Genomic DNA, 18,431 nt, shown 5'->3' with positions numbered 1-18,431 from the left:
TCAGCGTTGCAGCCAAAACTGTCCCAATCCCTCACGGACGCGATGCACGTCCTCAGCGGTTCCCAGTAGTTCGAAGTTGTAGAGGTAGGGCACCTGGCACTTGCGCGCCACGATGTCCCCGGCGATGCAGTAGGCGGAGCCGAAGTTCGTGTTGCCCGCGGCCACCACCCCGCGGATCAGCGACCGGTTCTCCTCGTCGTTGAGGAACCGGATCACCTGCTTCGGCACGGCGCCCCGCCCGTTCCCGCCACCGTACGTCGGCACGAAGAGCACGTAGGGCGCCTTCACCTTCAGCGCCGGTTCGTGCGCCCGGAGCGGGATGCGCTCCGCCGGCAGCTCGAGCCGGTCCACGAAACGGCGCGTGTTCTCCGAGACGGAGGAGAAGTACACGATGCCGGTCACGATGATCACGCCCTCGGTGGTCAGACGCCTACGACTGATGGCCGACGGCGGGACTTAGCGGTCCCGTCGCCGGCGGTGTGCGGTGGTGCTCAGGCGAGCACGGCGGCGGCGTTGGAACTGCCGGCCGCTCCCGCGGCCACGGCTGCGAGCGCCTTGATCTTGTCCGGACGGAAGCCCGACCAGTGGTCGCCACCGGCGAACACCACGGGTGCCTGCTGGTAACCGAGCGCCTTCACCGACTCCAGGGCCTGCGCGTCCTCGGTGATGTCCACCACCGTGTACTCGAGGCCCTGCTTCTTGAGGGCTCGGTACGTCGCGTCGCACTGCACGCAGGCCGGCTTGCTGAAGACGGTGATGGTCATGGCGGGGATCCCTTCGGTGTGGTGTCGGTGGTGCGTCCCCCTGGACTACCGCCGTGTAACTACCTTCATGTCATTCGTCGGGGCAACTACCGCTGCCCGTTCCATAGACACTACACCTAGTGGTGACGATCCGCGCGAACCCCTAGGGATTGTGTCGGCGCGTCGTGTCGCGGGCGTGTCTTCCACAGCTGGCGGCGTGTCGCTGTGGACTTCCGCGGCTGTTCTGTGTACCGCCTGTGGGCCGACCTGTGGGTAACCGCCCGACGGTGCCGGTGCGGCCGAGTTGTCCACAGCCGGGGCCGTAGCGGCGCCTGATCGACGGTCCGTGAATCCACCGGCCCGTGCACCGTCCGTCCACGGATCCACAACCGCGGACCGGCACCTGGAGCACCTTCTGGTCACGACACCAGTCTCGACCCGACCACCGACATTGGTCGTCGAGGCGCGCGGGGCGAACTGCCGCCACCTCCTCCGTCACCTCCCTCGCCTCCGCGGCCGAACGCAGCCCTCCAACGTTTCATCGGTGGGATGCAACGTTGGAGCGTTGCGGTCGGCGGCGCGTTGGCGACCAGAGTGAGACGCGACGGCCCCCGAGGTCACCGTGAGGTGCCTCGGGGGCCGTCGGATCGGAGCCAGGGTCCGCCGCGTGGCGGTGCGTCAGCCCCGGGTGGGGATCACCGTCAGGTCGTCCCAGCCGAGGATGACCTCGTCAGCGGCGAGCAACGCGAGCCTGGCCCGGGCCCGGGCGTCGGCCGGCAGGGTGATCGTGACGGTGCCGTCGGCGGCCACCACGGTGGTGCCCAGTCCGGTCGCGTCACCGAGCGGAGTCGAGTACAGGAACGTGCCGACCTCGGTGCCGGCGTATTCGGCGCCGACCGTCACGGTGAGGCTCGTGCCGGCCCGCGCCGAGGGCGGCAGGTCGACCGCGCCACGGTTGCCCGGCACCAGTGCCTCCCGAGGCACCGGGACGATCTCGCCCGGCGCTTCGAACTCGGTGGTGAACACCCGCGTGTCGGACAGGGTCACCCCGCCCGCCGCACTGGTGGTCACGACGAACCAGGCGTAGGTCTGGTTCGGCTCCAGGTCCGTCCAGGTGGCGGTGGCCGCTGTGCCCGAGGGGACGGTGTCGGTGCCGATCACCTCGGACGTCGGGGTGAACAGCGCCACCCCGTCCGTCGCGAAGCTGGTGGCCCGGCTGGACAGGTCGACCGGCAGCACCATGTTGTCCTCGAGCCCGTTGTAGCGGGCGTCGGTGTCGAACTCGGTGGCGCCGAAGTCGTCCAGCCACGGGGAGTACGTGTCCACGATCATCTCGGAACGGTCCACGTCGAACTGCAGCAGCCGGAAGAAGCTGGCGCCGAACCGCAGCCCCTGCTGCGGGTCGTAGCCGCCGATGTCGACGAGGCCGGCGCGCTCGGCGGTGACCTCGTAGAACTGGTAGTCGGCGAGCATCTCGACCACGCCGTTGCCGTCGGCGCCGACGTCGGTGCGCACGTTCGTGCCGACGCCGTGCTCGTGGCCGCCAAGGACCAGGAACACGTTCGGGTTCACGGTGACGACCCGGTTGTAGAGCAGCGCGCCGTCCCGGCTGGAGAACCCGGCGTCCCGGCCGTCCGGGTTCACGCTCGGGCGCAGGTAGTCATGCGCGAGCAGGATCGCGTTGCGGTCGGAGTACTGCGCGAGGATCTCGTTCGCCCAGGCCGCCTCCTCGTTCGTCACGCCGTAGGAGAGGTAGACCGCGACGAAGTCGAGGCCGCCGGCGGTGAACAGGTCGTAGTGGTTCTGGTTGTCCCCCTCGCGCCAGGGCGCGCCATAGGCGGCGCCCGCCCAGGTGCCGGAGAGAGCCTCGTACCGCTCCGGTCCGTAGTAGTCGTTGAAGAGCGCCCCCGGGCCGTCGTCGGTGCCGGTGCCGTTGTCGTGGTTGCCGGCCAGCACCCCGTTCGGGATACCGGCGTCGTCGAGGATCCGCTGGGCGGCAGAGGACACCTCGTACTCGGCGCGGGCGTTGGCGACGTAGGCCGGGTCGTCGTTGTTCTGGGTGTAGTTCTCGATGATGTCCCCGGTGTGTGCGGCATAGGCGATGCCCCGCTCGTCGGCGTTGTCGGCGATCCACTGGGTGACGTCGGTGTAGGCCTGCTCCCAGACGGCTCGCTCCTGCTCGCTCTCCTGCTCCACGGCGCCCTCGGACAGGTACTGGGTGTCGGTGAAGTGCGCCAGCGAGAAGTCGTAGTCGTCACGGTCGGCGAACCCGGCCGGGTCCCCTGGCTCGATGTCGTCGGCGAACGGGTCGGTGCCGGTCACGAGCACGTGCACCAGGCCCGCGTCGAGGTGGCCGGCCGCGACCGGGGCCGAGAGCGCGGTGACTGCGTCGAACACGCCGCGGGCGCTGTCGACCAGCACCCACGCACCCGTCGGGACGTCCCACACGTACAGGGAGGCGAGCCGTTGCGGGTCGAGCGTGCCCTGCCAGGAGATGGTCGAACCGTTGAGGTCGGTCGCGGTGGCGATGTCGAACCGCTGGTACACCACCGCCGCGCCGGACGGTGAGTCGAGGGTCATGCCGTCACCGAGGTTCAGCGCGTCGACCGGCACCTCCTCGGCGCCCTCGATGTCGAGGGTGGTCGGCACCGTCTCGGACTCGCCCTGGTAGGCGACCGTCGCACCGTCGGCGCCGGCGCGGTTGAACGTCGCCGTGACGTCACCACCGTCGGGTTCGGCGACGACCGCGGACAGGTCCACGGTGTCGGTGGTGACCACGGCGCCGTCGGCCGGGCTGAGGTCGGCCGGTACGGACGGCACACCGAGCGCCACGAACGTGATCTCGTGCGTGGAGACGTTGCCGAGCACGTCCTCGGCGGTGACACCGATGACGTGCTCGCCGGCGGTCAGGCCGGGGCCAACGGAGGTACCCGGGGCCACCTCCGCGCCGTCGAGGGTGAGGGTGGGCTCGCCGAGCACGCCGGAGAGGTCGTCCAGCTCGACGGCGAGGGGCACCGGGGAGCCGATCTCGGCGCCGTCGGCGGGGCTGCTACCCGTCAGGGCGGGCCCGGTGTTGTCCGTGCTGATGGTGCGGCGCGAGGTCGCGCCGGACGCGGTGACCGCGGTCAGCGTGTGTTCGCCGTCGGTCAGGGTCGCGGTGTCGACGTCGGCGCGCAGGCCGGACGTCTCGGCGTCCACCACGAACGTGAGGCTGATCTCGCGCGGCTTCGTGGTGCTCGAGCCACAGTCGCCGTCGCCCATGTTGTAGGAGGCGGCGATGTCCTGGCCGACGGCGGTGCCCTGGGAAACCTCGAGGCTCAGGTCCGAGACGACGAAGTCGTCGCGGTTGGCGCCGCAGGAGGTGACGAACGTTCCGGTGACCACCTCGATGACGTTCTCGCCCGCGAGCAGGTACGAGTTGGGCACGTCCACACGTACGGTCTCGCTGACGTGGTCGCCGAGCAGGATGGGCAGGCCGTTGACGACGACGGAGTTGCCGTAGCGGGCCTCGATCGAGTTCGAGCCGACCGTGAGGACGAACGCGGAGGTGTCGGCGCCGAGGGTTGGCACGGTGGGCAGCGGCACGTCGTCGAGGGTGAGCTCCGCGACGGGATCCGCGGCGTCCGTGGGCGCGGCGAGGAACGTCTGCGGTCCGTTCAGGAGAGCGCCGTCCTCGGGGATGATCGTGGGCGCACCCGGGTCGCCGTTGTTCACGACGACGGAGTGGGAGGTGCTCACCCCGGCGACGGTGATCGCCTCGAGGGTGTGGGTGCCGTCCGTCAGCGCGGTGGTGTCCAGGGTGGTGGCCAGACCCGTGGTCGCGCCGGGCATGCCGTCGAACTCGAAGGTCAGTGTGACCTCGGGCAGCCGGGAGGTGTTCGAGCCGCAGCTGCCGTCGCCCATCAGGTAGGCGTACTCGTTAACGGACCCGTCCGCCGTGCCATCGAGGAACTCGATGTCGAGGTTCGAGATGTCGAAGTCGTCGAAGTTGTCGCCGCAGCTGCTCGGGGTCGAGCCGGTGACGAACTCGACGGTGTTGGTGCCCTCGGTGAGGTAGTCGTTCGGGACGGGCAGCGCGACCCGCTCGTCGACGTAGTCGCGCTCGGTCAGGCCGATGACGTTGCCGTTGACGACCACCGAGTTGCCGAACCGTGCCTCGATCGAGTTCGTGCCGACGTCGAACAGGAGCGTGGCCGCGCCGGTCGTCACGTCGGCGGTGAGGTCCTCGCCGTCGAGCCGCAGCGCGGTGACCGAGTCACCGGCCGCGACCGGCTCGGCGGCGACCGCGGCGTCGCCGTGCAGGTAGCTGCCCTGTTCGGGCAGCAGGATCGGTGCCCCGTCCTCGGTATCGGCCAGCGCGGCCGGTGCCAGCAGGCCGGAGGCCACCAGAGCGGCCCCGGTCACCAACGCGATGGCGCTCGCGCGCCCTGATCTCCCGCTACGTTCTCGCATGCTGCTGCGCACGTTCCGTTCCCCCGGATCGTCGTGGAGTCCCCGCCACCACGTGGGCCGGGGCGGACGTCATCGCCCGGGTACCCAGCCTGTCGGTGCCGGGTGAACTCCGTCCGACCTGCGCGCGAAGCGCCGCCAACGGATCGGCGCCCAGTTGAAGATCGAACGATGACCGGATGCGCGGCTCAGGCCCTGGCCGGGGCGTCCGGCGGCAGGGCCGCCAGTTGCTGACGGCCGCGCACGTCCAGCTTGCGGTAGATCCGGGTGAGGTGGGCCTCGACCGTCGACTCGCCGATGAACAGTTCGGCGGCGATCTCCTTGTTGCGTCTGCCGGCCCGCACGCGAGCGGCGACGGCCGACTCCGTGGGCGTCAACCGAGCCCCGTCCACGCCGACCAGCCGGGCGAGCGCGTCGTCGACCATCGCCGTCCACCCGGCGACCTCCTGCGCGGCGAAGTGGGTGCGGCACGCGCCGAGTTCCGCCCGTGCGAAGGTGCGGCGTCCCGCCCGCACCGAGGTCACCGCCGCGAAATAGCCGGCGCGGTGCGCGTCGAGGGTGAAACCCAGCGCGGAGAGCCGGCGCGCCGAGTCCCGGAAGTCCTGCTCCGCGTCGAGGTCACCGGCGAGCAGTCGCGCGTGACCGCGGCCCAGGACCGCGATCGCGTCCAGCCAGGGCGAGCCGAGCCCGGCCGCGCGCTCGGTCTGCCGGGCCACCAGGTCCGCGCACAGTCCCTCCTCGCCGAGGATCGCAGCCGCCTCTATCGCGCACGGCAGCGCCGGAAGGAAGCCGGGATGGACGACACCCAGGTCGTCCAATCGGGCCAGCCCACGCAGGTGATGCTCCAGCGCCGCAGCCCAGGCGCCCTGCGCGGCGGCGAGCACACCCCGGATCTGTTGGGCCACGGCCAGCCGCAACGGTTCGTCCACTCGGGCCGCCCACGCCTCGATCCTCATCGCCGCCCACAGGGCCTGCTCATCGCCGCCCCGCATGGCCGCGACCAGTCCCGCCGGGTGAGCGAGCCACACCACCGCCTGGTCGTTGCCGGCGTCCGAGGCGGCCTCCAAACCCTGCAGCACGAGGGCCTGAGCGAGGTCCAGCCGCCCACACGAGATCTCGAGCATCGCCATGTCCCGGAGCCGGTAGGGTCGCTGGAACTCGCTGCCCAGGACCACCGCCTGCTGCAGGGTGGCCTCGAACCCCGTCCGCGCCCTGGGGAGGTCTCCGTCCCACAGCGCCTGGCGCGCCTGGAACACGCCGGGCCAGACGCGCAGCAGGCTGCCCTCCGGCGCTCCGCCGGCGTGCGCTCCGGAGCGCAGTGCCTCGGCCATCAGGGCGCGCCGGGGCACCCCGGCGATGAGCGACACCGTCGACAGGGTCGCCGCGGCACGGGCGGTGGCCTCCCGGTCCCCTCGCGCACGCGCGATGTCCAGAGCTTGTTCGCAACAGGCCATCGCCTCCGCGACCCGGCCTTTGAACAGCCCGAGCTGCCAGCCGAGCAGGTCGAGCAGCATGCCGCGCAACGCCTGATCCTCGCCGACCGCGTCCAAGGCGGCGCGCAGGAAGGTCTCGGCGCCCGCGAAGTCGAGCAGAACCCGCTGCCCGAGGATCTGGGCATGCAACGGAGCGGAGTGCCGCTCCGCGAGCAGCCGGTCGGCGAGCAGGGTGGCTTGCGCGATCTGCCCGGCACCGGCGCGGAACGTGACCTCCGCGAGTGCCCGGATGGTCGCGTGCGACGCCTGGGGGGTCGGGGTCAGCCGCACACTGTGCGCCGCCAGCTCGGCGGCGGTCGATGCCGCGCCGCGACGGATCGCCCGGCCGGCAGCCGCCTCGAGTTCCGCCGCCACGTGCTCGTCGGGCACCGTGGCGCTGAGGGCGAGGTGCCGGGCGCGCTCCACCGGATCGGTCAGGAGCGGCACCAACCTGGCGTGCAGATCCTGACGGCGGACCGGGTCGAGCGCGGCGAGTGCGGCCGTGGCGATCAGCGGGTGGCCACAGCGCAGCACGAAGTGGTCGTCGAGATCGGCCAGGTGCGCCAACGGCCCACCGAGGTGCGCGAGCACGCGTTCGACGTCGTGGGCTTCCCCCGTGGCCAGTCGGCCGATCGTCGCCAACGGCGCCGGACCGGTGATCGCGAGGGCGTCGAGGATCCGGCGGGACTCCTCGGGCAGCGACTCGATCTGGTCGGTCAGCAGCGCCAGGGCGCTGCGCCGCACCGCCTGACGCTCGCCATGGTGCCATTGGCGGCTCAACTCGAGGGCGAACAGCGGGTTTCCTCCCGCGACCTCGTGGATCCGGTTCAGGTCCGGCAGCGTCACACGGCGACCGTCCCGGACCAGGACGCCGCGCAGGTCACGGACCGGGAGCGGGCCGATCTCGACGACGTCCGCGTCCAGGACAGGGTGGCGCAGGGGGACCTCCCGCGCCCCCGGGGTCCAGGTGCGGGCCGTCGCCAGGACCGCGATGGGCTCCCCGTCCAGGCACCGCAGCAGGTGGCGGATCAGCCGGCGCGTGAGTCCGTCCAGCCACTGGAGATCATCGATAGCCAGGACCACCGGAGCGGCCCTGGTCAGGGCGCGCAGCCGTTCGACGTATACCTCGGCGCCGCCGACCGGGTCCGCGGCGAGCGCCTCCGCCGGGACGGCGGCAGAGGCACCGGGCTCCCCGAAGAGGTCACGCAGGCCCAGCCCCGGGTCGGGCCAGTCGTCCTCTGCCGGACGAGTGGTGAGCACGTGGTACCCGGCGTCGGCGGCGCGGTCCAGACCATAGGTCCACAGCGTGCTCTTGCCGATCCCCGCCTCGCCCACCAGCACCATCGACCGCGGCGCGCTCACCAGCCGGGTGACGAACTCCTCCACCCGGTCTCGCTCCACGGGCCTGCCGACGAGACGAGTCGGCAAGCCCGTCTCCGGCTTCCCCACGGACCCAGCGTAGCCCTGCACCCCCGGGGTCACCGCGGGGTTTTCGGCCCGGATCTTGAGGGTCGTCCGAGGGCTTTCCCACTGTTGGGCGAGCGTCGCGCCCTCCTACCGTTGGCGCAGGACCCGGCCACCAAGGGACGGGACCCGAGAGAGGACAACACCAATGAGCACCACCGACACCACTGCGCGGACCAAGGGGACACAGGCGATCGCCTCGACCCCGTTCCCGCAACCAAGTCCCAACACCGTCCTGGCGGATCTGGAGGAGGCCCTCGAGACCTACCCCCAGACGTACCTCATCGTCCAGATCTACTCGGTGGATCCACCCGGCGGGTCGTTCAACGTCGGCGAGAACGCGACGTACAAGGTCCGCGTGCACAATGACGGGCCGCTCGATGTCGACGACCTGACCCTGCTCATGAGCGGCGAGAACGGCAGCCGCGTCGGCGAGCACGGGTGGGCCAGCGGGCAGATCTCCTTGCAGACGCCTGTGTTCGCACGGGTACCTGCCCACATGGCCGACGACACGTGGGTCGAGGCGCCGGACGACCACTACCACCTTTTCGTGCACCAGCCGCTGCCGGCGAACAGCGCCCTGCTGAAGGTGTCCGTGAAGGACTGGAACACCAAGCTCGATCACCTCACGATCGGCCACAGCGATCCCGTCCTCGCCGCCAACGACATCTACCGCAATCAGGTTCTGGCGGACTGAACGAGCACGACACCCTGGCGTTGCCGGCGCCGGACCGATCCGTCGCCGGCAGCCCGGAAGACCGGACCCGGCACGATCCGGTCCCGGCGGAAGGTCACGGTTCTCGAGGTCCCGCGAACGGTCCGGCGCGTCCCGGTTCGCCCCGCGTGTCGGCAGCGTCCGCGGAGCAGGACTGGGCAGGATTGCGTTGTGGCCCCCATCCCCGACGCACCGAGTCGCGTACTCGTCACCGGGGCGGCCGGCACGATCGGACGCGGGGTGCTCTGGGCACTGCGGCGTGCCGGCATCGCGTCCACCGCCCTGGTCCTCGACGACCCCGGTGACCTCGACGCCGACCGGGTTGTGCTCGGCACGGCGACCGACCGCGACCGGGTGCGGGAAGCGCTCGACGGCGCGGACGCCGTCGTGCACCTTGCCGCCCTCGCGGCGCCGCACCTGGGCACCGCGGACGACGTGTTCGGCGGCAACACGGCCGCCACGTTCACCGTGCTCGACGCCGCCGGCCGGGCCGGCGTGCGGCGCGCCGCCATCGCGAGCAGCATCAACGCGCTCGGGGTGCTCTACAGCCCGGTGCCGGTCGCACCCGCGTACTTCCCGCTCGATGTCGAGATGCCCACCGCGGCCGCCGACCCGTACTCGTTGTCCAAGCGCGTCGACGAGGAGACCGCCCGCGCCATGCATCGCGCGTACGGTATGGACGTCATCGCCCTGCGGTACCCGATGACCGGCGGGCTCGGGCAGGAGCCGGGCCTCGGCGACCGGCTCCTCGGCGGCATCGCGAACGGGCGGGCGAACCCGGCCGCCGTGGCCGCCGACGGGTGGAGCTACCTCGAGGTGCGCGACGCCGCCCGCGCTGCACTCGCCGCCCTCAGCCCTCGCCGTCGGGGCGCGTTCGCCGTGCACGTGGCCGCGCCCACCACCTACCTCGCCGAGCCCACCGAGGCAGCACTCGACCAGTACTGGCCGGGCGTGCCGCGGCGCCGGGCGATCCCGGGCCGGGACGTTCCGATCGACCTACGCCCGGCACAGGACCTGCTCGCCTTCAGAGCCGAACACATCGTCGACCCCGAGTCGGACTGACCGAACCAGCCACCCACCACCACGAGGACGTGAACCAGCCGCATGCCTGTCGACCCAACCGTCGAGCCCGCCTTCCCGACCGTCACCCCGCCCTGGCCCGCCCCTGACGACCTGCGCATCACCGCGGTGCGCGCGATCGTCACGGCGCCTGAGGGGATCCCGCTGGTGGTCGTCCGCGTGGACACCACCGACCCCCAGATCTACGGCCTCGGCTGCGCCACCTTCACCCAGCGGTGGCACGCCGTCGCGACCTACGTCGACGAGCACGTCGCCCGGCTCGCGGTCGGGCGCCACCCGGAGGACATCGAGGACATCGTCCGGGCCGTGAAGTTCTCCTCCTACTGGCGCGAGGGTCCGGTCGGCAACAACGCCATCTCAGGCCTGGACATGGCGCTCTGGGACATCGCCGGCAAGCGCGCCGGACTGCCGGTCCATGCGCTGCTCGGCGGCCGGGTGCGCGCCGCCGTGCCCACCTACGCGCACGCCTCCGGCGGCGACGTCGACGCCACGCTGGCCTCCGCCCACGCCTGGATGGACTCCGGCTGGCGACACGTGCGGCTGCAGACCTCCCAGCCCGGGCGCGGCAGCTACGGCAGCACCGGCTCCGAGGCCGCCTACCCCGGCCAGCCGAACGAGGACGGCTGGGATGTGCAGCACTACCTGCGCACCACGCCGGAACTGTTCGCGCGCGCCCGCGCCGAGCTCGGCGACGAGGTCAACCTGCTCCACGACGTGCACTCCCGGCTGACCCCGAAGCAGGCCGTGCTGCTGGCGCGCGCGCTGGAGCCGTACCGGCTGTTCTTCCTCGAGGACGTGGTGGCACCGGAGTTCTTCGACGAGCTCCCCGGCGTCCGGGCCGCCTCCCCGGTGCCGATCGCGGTCGGCGAGCTGTGCACTTCGCTGACCGACGCCGCCCGACTGATCACCGGCGGCGGCGTGGACCTGATCCGCTGCCACATCACCGCCATCGGTGGTCTCACGCCGGCACGCAAGCTCGCGACGCTGGCCGAGTTCCACGGCGTCCAGACGGCGTGGCACTCCCCCGGCGACGTGTCCCCGGTCGGCGCGGCCGCGAACGTCGCTGTGGACGTGACGAGCGCCGCGTTCGGGATCCAGGAGTACCACCACTACTCCGAGCCCGTACACGAGGTTTTTCCCGGCACGCTGCGGGCCGAGGCCGGGTACCTGCGCCCGAACGTTGCACCTGGCTGGGGCATCGACATCGACGAGGAAGCAGCCGCTCGCTATCCCGCGGGTCTGTCCCGCCACGACGAGTGGGCCCTCGGCGTGCGCGGGCTGGACGGCGCGCTGTACGCACCATGAGAGGAGCCGAGCCCATGCCCACCCTGACCAACGCCGAGCTCACCGTCGAACTCCTGGACCCCGTCGCGGACCGAGCCAGGTTCGGGCCTCGGTACTGCACCGGCGGTTACGTCTTCCAGATCCATGACCGTCGGCACGGCCCACTGCTCACCGGACCCACCTATCCGCACGAGTTCAACTGGTTCGACGGCCAGGGCATCCCGGACGCGTTCAACCTCGCGCCGTTGCGGGACCCGGCGAGCACCAGCACGACCTCGCTCGTGATCGGCGTGGGGACCTGTGATCTCGAGCGACGAGAGGTGCTCGAGTTCTGCTCCTGGGAGACCGAGCAGGTGGCCACTCCCGGCGGTGGCGCCATCACCTACCGCACCGCGCACGCCTTCCAGGGCTTCGAACTGACCCTCGTGCGGACCGTGACACTGGAGAACCGTACCCTGCACTCCGAGACCCAGATCCACAATCACGGTCAGCGGTTGCTCCCGGTCTCCTGGTTCCCGCACCCCTTCTATCCGCAGCCGTCCGGGGACGAACTGCTGCGCACGAGCCTGTCGATCGACATGCCGGCCAACGACGGCTACGACCTCGCTCCGAACGGTTTCATCCGACGCCGGACGCTCGCTCCCGGGCACGAGGGCCACTACGCGGCGCTCGGCGTGCGCGCCCAGGAGCGAGCGACATTCACGCAGCGTCATCCCGCCCTCGGCCTGGTCACCGCGACGACGAGCTACGCGCCGACGTTCCTACCGATCTGGGGCAACCACGAGACGTTCTCGTTCGAGCCGTTCTTCGAGCGGACCCTCGGCGCCGGTCAGTCCGACCGGTGGTCCGTCAGCTACGACTTCTGAGCCCGGGTCCGGGTGCGAGGGCACTCTCACCACCGCTTGTCCTCCGCCCAGCGCAGTTGCACGCCGCGCGCGGTGAGGACGCGCTGGAAGTCCTCGACCGAGCCGGGCGCCGCGACGACGGCGTGTGGCTCGGTGCCGTTCGCCAGGCAGTACGCGGCGAGCGCCCCGACCGCCTCGCCGATGCTCCATTCGACCGGGTGCAGCCGGTAGGCGCCGTTGGTGATCTGCGTGGTCCCGATGTTCTTCGCGGCCGGCAGCAGGTTGCGCAGCCGGCGGGGGATCAGCGCCCGGAGCGGGATCTCGAACGGGTGCGGGGTGCCGCCCGCGCCACGGCCGTCGCCCGTGGTGTGGTGGCGGTCGATCCAGTAGTAGTGACCGGTGCCGACCGAGTCCGGGTAGCGCTCGGCCCCGCCGTCGCCGCGGTAGGCCGTGGAGAGTTCCTGCTCGATGATCGTCTTCAGCGCGAGGATCCGGCGGGACTCCCGGATGTAGGGGTACATCGCGAACCCGTCCTCGGTCCCGGCGACGTCGGCGCGCAGCCGCATCCCGGGCCACCCGGTTCCGCCGTCCGGGCGTGGTGCGTCGGTCTGCAGCCAGTACACGAGCGACCTGCTCAGGGCCTTGGCCTGGTGCCAATGGTGCTCGGCTTCCGGGACACCGAAGAGCGGTCCGCCGACGTAGTCGTTCATCGGCCAGTTGACCACCACCACGTCGCTACGGAAGAACCCGGGCGTGAAGAACCGGCGCACCGCGATCCTGCGGTAGTTCCACAGCTCCGGGGCCAGGTCCATGTTGCGGTGGTCGAGGTCGATGACGTCGTCGTCGAGGTTCGGGTTCAGGGTGTAGACGCGTCCGGGCTTGCCCTCGGGGGTGACGGGTTCGCCGAAGCTGAGGATCTTGCGCCCGTTCAGCTGGGCCGGGCGCAGATCGCGCCAGTAGGCGTAGTCGTCCGGGCGGTCGATCGTGTGGTCCTCGCCCTCGAGGTGGTCGATCGCGAAGCACCAGCTCACGCCCTGCATGTCGGTCGGGTCCGCCGTCGGCCACGCGCCGGGCTCCCCGGTCTGCTCCTGCGACTCCCGCCCCGAGACGTGCTCGACCCCGGCCAGCGGAAGCAGGTCGCCGAGCTCGGTAGCGTCGAGGACATATGCGGCGGCGATGTCGATCTCGTCCCCCGTTGCGGTACGCACCCGGACCGAGGTGACGTGGTCGCCGTCGGTGGCGACCGAGACCGGCACGGTCTCGCGCAGGACCACGAGGCGGTCCGCAGCCAGGTACGGCATGAGCAGGTCGTCGATGACCGCGACTGCCACTCGCGGATCGACGCTGACCGGGCTGACCCAGGCGTGGCCCGGGTTCAGGTGGGGGTCCGCCCGCGCAGCATCGGTGAGCGGGAAGTTCCGGCGGTAGTGCTCGCGCAGACCGTCGCGCAGCCGACGGTAGGAGCGGTTCGCGCCGTCGTCCTCGATGTACCGGTGCTCATCGGTCGGCACCAGTTGGCTGGTCAATTGGCCGCCCAGCCACCGGGTCTGCTCCGTGAGCACCACGCGACGGCCGGCCTCGAGGGCCGCCAGGGCCGCCGACACCCCGCCCATGCCGCCGCCGATGACGGCGATGTCTGCCTGCAACTCCACGATCGACCACTCCTATGTGAGACCTGTGCCATGCTCCGGTTCCAGCCGAAGCATCCTTCCCGGAGAAGACTACCCGAACATTTTCGGAGAATTCTAGGGTTGTTTGCTACAGTTGGTACTCGGATCGACGGGCGCGACGCCGCCCAGGAGCGAGAGGAGCCGGTCATGGGCGACCGCCCCACGAAGCGCAAGAAGCCATCACTGGCCGAGGTCGCCGCCATCGCCGGCGTGTCGATCTCGACCGTGTCCAAGGTGGCCAACGGCAGCGCCGACGTCTCCGACGTGACCCGGGAGCGGGTCGATCGGATCCTGCGCGATCGTGGCTACGTGGCAACCAAGAAGCGCCGCGGCTCACTGACTCCCGTGGTGATCCTGGCCCGGGACATGCACTCCCCGTACAGCCTCGACGTGATCCGCGGCGCGGTCGACGCGGCAGGACCGGCGCAGATCGACATCAGCATCGCGCTCTACCCGAACGACGCCCAGGACCTCGGCTGGATCGACGAGATCCAGGCGGCCGGCAAGCGCGGGGTCATCGCGGTCACGTCCGTCCTCGACGACGCGCAGCGGGCCCGCTTCGACGCCCATCGTCTGCCGCTGGTCGTGATCGACCCGCTCAGCAACCCGGACGAGAGCACCTACAGCGTTGGCGCCACGAACTGGGCCGGCGGCCTCGCGGCGACCGAGCACCTGCTCGGCCTGGGACACCGCAGCATCGCCATGCTCAGCGGGCTCCCGACGGCGATGGCCAGCCGGGCCCGCATGTCCGGGTATCTCGCGGCGCTGAATATGGCCACGGACGACCACGAACCGCCACGGGTGATCCCCGGCGACTTCACCTACGACTCGGGCCTCGAGGAGGGCCTCGCGCTGCTCTCGGAGCCGGAACCGCCGACGGCGATCTTCGCCGCGAGCGACTTCCAAGCCCTCGGAGTGCTGGAGGCCGCGCGCCGGGTGGGCATGAGCGTGCCCGACGACCTCAGCGTGATCGGCTTCGACGATCTCATCATCGCGCAACTGGCCTCGCCGCCACTGACCTCGGTGCGACAGCCCGTGGACCAGATGGGCGCCGCCGCGGTGGAGACGATCGTGGCCCTGCTCGGCGAAGCCACCACCCGGCCTCGTCACACGGAGCTGGCGACCCGGCTCGTCGTCAGGCACTCCACTACGGCGCCCCGCGCCTGACCATCCGCGCCCGCCACCCCTGATCGCGGACCTTCGCGCCGGGACCGCCCGCGTCACACCACGTCGCGCACCTTCGCGCCCTCGCGGCCCTCCGAACGAGCCGCACCGCTTGCCGAAAATTCTTCCAAAAATCTCTAGACACTTTCGAGGAACCTGCAGTAGCCTCGCTCGCAGCAGGGACAACTGCTACCCAACGCCGATGTTGAGGTGATGAGAACGATGGCTATCCCGAAGGCAACCCATCGCCCCCGAGCGGGGCGTCCCGATGCACACACCCGCCGGCACCCCCACCGGCGTCCCGCCGTCATGCGGCCCAACCACCGACTGGAGCTCCGATGAACGGATCAACGAACCGGCGCCGCTTCCTCGCCGCGGCAGCAACCCTCAGCGCAGGCGCCCTGTTGCTCGCCGCGTGCAGCGGCGGGGACGACGGCGGCGGTGACGGGGACACCCCCGACGGCCCAGTGGAACTGCGCATGGTGATGTGGAGCGCGAACGAGGGCCACCACGAGATCTTCAACCAGATCGCCGACGCCTATATCGCCGAGAACCCGGAGCTGGTGAGCGCAGTGTCGTTCGAGCCGCTGACCGGATCCGGCTACGTGAACGCCCTGACCACCCAGATCGCCGGCGGTGACGCGCCGGACCTGGCCTGGGTCTCGGAGGCCAACGCGGCACAGTTCGTGCAGAGCGGCGTGCTCTACAACCTCCAGCCGACGTTCACCGAGACCGAGGGGTACGAGATCGACGACCTGCTCGACGGCGCGATCGACGTCTGGTCCGCGGACGGCGAGATCTACGGCTACCCGTTCTCGAACAGCCCGTTCGGGATGTACGTCAACAACGACCTGCTGACGGCCGCGGGCCAACCGAACCCGCGCGACCTGATGGTGAGCGGCGAATGGACCTGGGACAAGGCGATGGAGATCGCGGCTGCCGTCGCCGACGGTACCTCGACCACCGGCTTCCAGGCCTCGGACGACCCCTACACCAACTGGAACTCGGCGCTCGGCGCGATGTGGATGTCGTGGGGCGCGGCTCCGTGGAGCGAGGACGGCACCGAGTGCACGTTCGACTCCCCGGAGATGGTCGAGTTCTTCGATTGGTTCCACGGCCAGATCTATGACACCGGCGCGGTCGCCGAGCCGGGCGCGGAGTTCGACTTCGCCTCCGGACAGGTCGGCCTGCGGCTGTCCCAGCTCAGCTCCTCCACCGCGCTCGGCGACGACTTCGCCTGGGACTTCGTCCCGATGCCCGAAGGGCCGGCCGGCACCGTGCCCGTGGTCGGCCAGGGCGGTGTGGGTGTGGTCGCACGCGGCGACAACCCGCAGATCGCCGCAGACTTCCTCGCCTACTTCACGAACCCGGAGAACTCGCAGCTGCTCGCCCAGTTCTTCCCGCCGCCGCGCGAGTCGCTGCTGACCGTCGAGACTCTGTCCGCTGCCGCCCCGGCCCTCACCGAGGAGCAGATCCAGGGCACCGTCATCGACCAGGCACTGGTCGGCGTGACGAAGGCCGGACACGTCAACATGAGCGAGATCGCCGATCCGGTCCGGGTGGAGCTCGACGCCCTCTGGGTGCCGGAGGGTGACGCCGCCACGGTCATGCCGGCGATCTGCGAGGCCATCTCCGACAGCCTCGCCGGCTGATCCGATGAGCGCCGAACCGATGGGGGCGACCGACCGCAAGGTCGGTCGCACCCCAGGGCCGCGGACCGGCTCCTCGAAGCGGTTGGCCCGGATCGACGCCGCCGTCGGGCTCTCGTTCGCGGCCCCGGCGGTGATCGGTGTGCTCGTGCTGGGTCTCGTGCCGTTCGGGTACGTGATCTGGTACAGCCTGCACGACTGGAGCCCGCTGATCGGAGAGTTCAACTGGATCGGGCTGGACAACTTCACGCGGTTGATCGCCGACGACACGGTCTGGTCGTCCTTCCTCACGACGTTCAAGTACGCCGCGTTGCTGATGGTCCTCAACATCACCCTGGCCATGGGCCTCGCGGTCCTGCTGAATCAGAAGCTGCGCGGCACCACGACCTTCCGGGCGTTCTTCTTCTCCCCGGTGATCGTCTCGGCCGTGGCCTGGGTCCTGGTCTGGAACTACCTCGTCGCGGCCAACGGGGGCATCAACGGCGCCCTCGCCACGATCGGCATCCAGGGTCCGAACTGGCTGCGCGATCCCACCTGGGCACTCGTCACCGTCGTCGTGATCCAGGTCTTCAAGGGCGTCGGTATGAACATGATCCTGTTCCTGGCCGCACTGCAGAACGTGCCGGCCGAACTGAGGGAGGCCGCCCGCATCGACGGCGCCTCCCCAGCCCGAATCTTCCGGTCCGTCACCCTGCCCCTGATCAGCCCGACCATCCTGCTCGTGGTCATGATCACCACGATCGGCGCCATGGACGTGTTCGTGCCGATCCAGATCCTCACCCAGGGTGGGCCGGGACGGTCCACCACGGTCATCTCCTACCTGCTCTACCGCACGGCATTCGAACAGCAGGACTTCGGGTACGCCTCCGCGATCGGCGTGGTCCTGTTCGTGGTCGTCCTCGTGCTCGCCGCCCTGCAGTGGAGCTCCCGGAAGAGGTGGGTACACGATGAGGTCTGACGTCATCACGGCCGAGGAGCAGGGTGCTGCCGGCGATGTGACAGGAGGCTCCGAACCGGTCCGGAGCAAACGCACGCCGGACTCGGCGCATGCCCGCCGGCGCCGGCTGTGGTCGAAGATCGTGCTGTACACGCTGCTGTGCGTGCTCTCGATCCCGTTCATCTATCCGACGATCTGGATGATCTTCGCCGCCTTCAAGCCGACGGACGAGTTCTTCCAGATCCCACCGACGCTGTTCCCGGAGAACTGGACCCTGGACGGCGTCTCGAAGATCTTCACCGTCACGCCGTTCGCGCAGCAGTACCTGAACTCGCTCTACCTGGCCGCGGTGATCACGATCGGCTCGATCATCGTCTGCTCGCTCGCCGGGTACGCGTTCGCCCGGGTCCGGTTCCCGTTCGCCGGCAAGCTCTTCCTGGTGCTGATGTCCGGGATGATGATCCCGGGCGAGGTGACGATCATCCCGATCTTCCGCTGGGTGGCCGACCTCGGCCTGATGAACACGCACATCCCACTGATCGTGCTGCCGATCTTCGGACCCGGTTGCATCGTCGGCGTCTTCATCTTCCGGCAGTTCTACCTCTCGCTACCCGTCGAGCTCGAGGAGGCCGGCCGCCTCGACGGGCTCGGCCGGCTCGGGCTGTTCTGGCGGATCGCGCTGCCGCTGTCCGGCCCGGCGATCGCCGCCGTCGCGATCATGAAGTTCCTGTCGTCGTTCAACATGTACTTCGAGCCGCTGATCTTCCTACGCAGCGAGGAGCTGTTCCCGGTCGGGCTCGGACTCACCCGCTACCAGGACGGGTACGGCGAGCCGCTCTACAACACCCAGATCGGGGCGACCGCGCTCACCGTCATCCCTGTCCTGATCGTCTTCCTGTTCGCCCAACGGCAGTTCGTGGAGGGCCTGTCCAGGACCGGCCTGAAGGGCTGACGGACCG

General features: G+C 70.4%; 13 protein-coding genes. 8 read left to right on the top strand and 5 right to left on the bottom strand.

Translation table 11 applies throughout. The features are described from left to right. The 4 genes from nrdI to HALOF300_RS00510 form a co-directional block, all read right to left on the bottom strand. A complete protein-coding gene (gene nrdI / locus HALOF300_RS00525) occupies window positions 1-402 on the bottom strand; it encodes a class Ib ribonucleoside-diphosphate reductase assembly flavoprotein NrdI (protein ID WP_156738845.1) in 402 nt (133 codons plus the stop codon). 89 nt (window positions 403-491) lie between these two features. Further along, complete coding sequence (nrdH, locus tag HALOF300_RS00520; RefSeq protein ID WP_156738697.1) at window positions 492-764, bottom strand: glutaredoxin-like protein NrdH; 273 nt, start codon at window positions 762-764, stop codon at window positions 492-494. A gap of 657 nt (window positions 765-1,421) precedes the next feature. Next, on the bottom strand, window positions 1,422-5,195 hold the full coding sequence (locus HALOF300_RS00515; RefSeq protein ID WP_156738696.1) for a metallophosphoesterase family protein: 3,774 nt from the start codon (window positions 5,193-5,195) through the stop codon (window positions 1,422-1,424). A 185-nt stretch (window positions 5,196-5,380) separates the two neighbouring features. Continuing rightward, window positions 5,381-8,113, bottom strand: coding sequence for a LuxR C-terminal-related transcriptional regulator (locus HALOF300_RS00510; protein ID WP_156738695.1), 2,733 nt, complete (start codon window positions 8,111-8,113; stop codon window positions 5,381-5,383). A 163-nt stretch (window positions 8,114-8,276) separates the two neighbouring features. On the opposite strand from HALOF300_RS00510, the gene HALOF300_RS00505 reads away from it, so the two are divergent. From HALOF300_RS00505 to HALOF300_RS00490, 4 genes are all read left to right on the top strand, one after another. Beyond that, a complete protein-coding gene (locus tag HALOF300_RS00505) occupies window positions 8,277-8,825 on the top strand; it encodes a hypothetical protein (protein WP_156738694.1) in 549 nt (182 codons plus the stop codon). A 189-nt stretch (window positions 8,826-9,014) separates the two neighbouring features. Next, window positions 9,015-9,905 carry an NAD-dependent epimerase/dehydratase family protein gene (locus HALOF300_RS00500; RefSeq protein ID WP_156738693.1) on the top strand — a complete coding sequence of 297 codons (891 nt, stop codon included), beginning with the start codon at window positions 9,015-9,017 and terminating at the stop codon, window positions 9,903-9,905. 42 nt (window positions 9,906-9,947) lie between these two features. Continuing rightward, entirely contained in the window at window positions 9,948-11,228 is a 1,281-nt protein-coding gene (locus HALOF300_RS00495; RefSeq protein ID WP_156738692.1) for an enolase C-terminal domain-like protein, read from the top strand. 14 nt (window positions 11,229-11,242) lie between these two features. Continuing rightward, the gene (locus HALOF300_RS00490) at window positions 11,243-12,073 is read left to right on the top strand and encodes an aldose epimerase family protein (protein ID WP_156738691.1); all 831 of its coding nucleotides are present in this window, start codon (window positions 11,243-11,245) and stop codon (window positions 12,071-12,073) included. 26 nt (window positions 12,074-12,099) lie between these two features. Here the strand turns inward: HALOF300_RS00490 and HALOF300_RS00485 are convergent, their stop codons facing one another. After that, the gene (locus HALOF300_RS00485; protein WP_197522193.1) at window positions 12,100-13,704 is read right to left on the bottom strand and encodes an FAD-dependent oxidoreductase; all 1,605 of its coding nucleotides are present in this window, start codon (window positions 13,702-13,704) and stop codon (window positions 12,100-12,102) included. 165 nt (window positions 13,705-13,869) lie between these two features. Here HALOF300_RS00485 and HALOF300_RS00480 point away from each other — a divergent pair, with 165 nt between their 5' ends. The 4 genes from HALOF300_RS00480 to HALOF300_RS00465 all read left to right on the top strand — a co-directional run bounded on the left by HALOF300_RS00480 (window position 13,870) and on the right by HALOF300_RS00465 (window position 18,424). Continuing rightward, window positions 13,870-14,889: a LacI family DNA-binding transcriptional regulator gene (locus tag HALOF300_RS00480; protein WP_156738690.1), complete on the top strand. Its 1,020-nt coding sequence runs from the start codon at window positions 13,870-13,872 to the stop codon at window positions 14,887-14,889. Between the two features lie 335 nt (window positions 14,890-15,224). Continuing rightward, a complete protein-coding gene (locus HALOF300_RS00475; protein WP_156738689.1) occupies window positions 15,225-16,538 on the top strand; it encodes an extracellular solute-binding protein in 1,314 nt (437 codons plus the stop codon). A 4-nt stretch (window positions 16,539-16,542) separates the two neighbouring features. Continuing rightward, a complete protein-coding gene (locus HALOF300_RS00470; protein ID WP_156738688.1) occupies window positions 16,543-17,493 on the top strand; it encodes a carbohydrate ABC transporter permease in 951 nt (316 codons plus the stop codon). Next, window positions 17,483-18,424, top strand: a complete 942-nt coding sequence (locus tag HALOF300_RS00465; RefSeq protein ID WP_156738687.1) for a carbohydrate ABC transporter permease — start codon at window positions 17,483-17,485, stop codon at window positions 18,422-18,424. The genes HALOF300_RS00470 and HALOF300_RS00465 overlap by 11 nt, the downstream gene beginning before the upstream one ends. Window positions 18,425-18,431: the final 7 nt, after the last annotated feature.

The organism is Occultella aeris (assembly GCF_902703175.1).
GTDB classification, from domain to species: domain Bacteria; phylum Actinomycetota; class Actinomycetes; order Actinomycetales; family Beutenbergiaceae; genus Occultella; species Occultella aeris.
This window is presented reverse-complemented; position numbering and strand designations above follow the sequence as displayed.